Consider the following 842-nt stretch of genomic DNA (forward strand, 5'->3'; position numbering starts at 1 on the left):
GAGACCAGTCGGCGCGGGCCAGGGCCAGATCGCCGATCGGATTAACGCCGGGGCCCGCCGCGAGGGCGTGCGCGGCGAGGGCGTGGAGGCACTTCACCCGCGAGGGCATGCCCCCGGAGGAGATGCCCGCGATCTCGGGGACGGAGCCGACGCTCTCGCGGTCGGCCAGGAACGCCCGGTGCGCAGCGGCGTACGCCTCGCGCAGCTCCTCGTCCTCGGCGAGCATCGCGTTGTACTCGACCATGACCTGGGTGGCCTCGAGCTGCGAGATCGCGGCCGTCGCGGCGGGGTGGGTCAGGTAGTAGAAGGTGGGGAACGGCGTGCCGTCGGACAGGCGGGGGCTCGTGGAGACCACCGTCGGGTCGCCGCAGACGCAGCGTGCGCTGATCCCGACGACGTCCCGGGCGGGACGGCCCAGCTGGGCGGAGACGACCGCGATGTCGCGCTCGGACGGCGGATCGAAGGGGGGCGTGGTCACGGGGGCTCCAGAGGACGGACGGCCGGGAGGACGCTCCAGTGTACGCGGGGCCGGGCGGGAGCGACGGGGTCGGGCGGGAGCTACGGAGTCGGTGTCAGCTCGTCGGCGGTCGGCTCGCCGAGGCCCGAGACCGCGATCGAGGACAGCAGGGAGCCGGCCCAGTCGCTCGGGGTCTCCTGCACCGTGTCGCTCGCGGGCTGCTGCGCCTGCTGGGCGAGCGTCACGTCGTCGAGCACGAGGTAGCTCACCTCGCCGGGCATCACGAAGTACAGCCGCTCGCGGGCCTGCGCGCGGATGAACGCCGGGTCGGACCAGCGGGTGCGCTGCTCGTCGAGGTTCTGCGCCTGGGTCTTGGCCGCGTCGA

General features: G+C 73.9%; 2 protein-coding genes. Both read right to left on the bottom strand.

Annotation, left to right across the window (positions count from 1 at the left end; translation table 11 throughout):
- The coding region (locus C5C74_RS16910; protein WP_104317535.1) for a DUF501 domain-containing protein at positions 1 to 478 on the bottom strand (478 nt) is incomplete at its 3' end.
- An 80-nt stretch (positions 479 to 558) separates the two neighbouring features.
- A partial coding sequence (locus tag C5C74_RS16915; RefSeq protein ID WP_146083113.1) for a septum formation initiator family protein occupies positions 559 to 842 on the bottom strand: 284 nt, incomplete at its 5' end.

The sequence above is a fragment of the Rathayibacter sp. AY1E8 genome, assembly GCF_002931415.1.
Taxonomy (GTDB): domain Bacteria; phylum Actinomycetota; class Actinomycetes; order Actinomycetales; family Microbacteriaceae; genus Rathayibacter.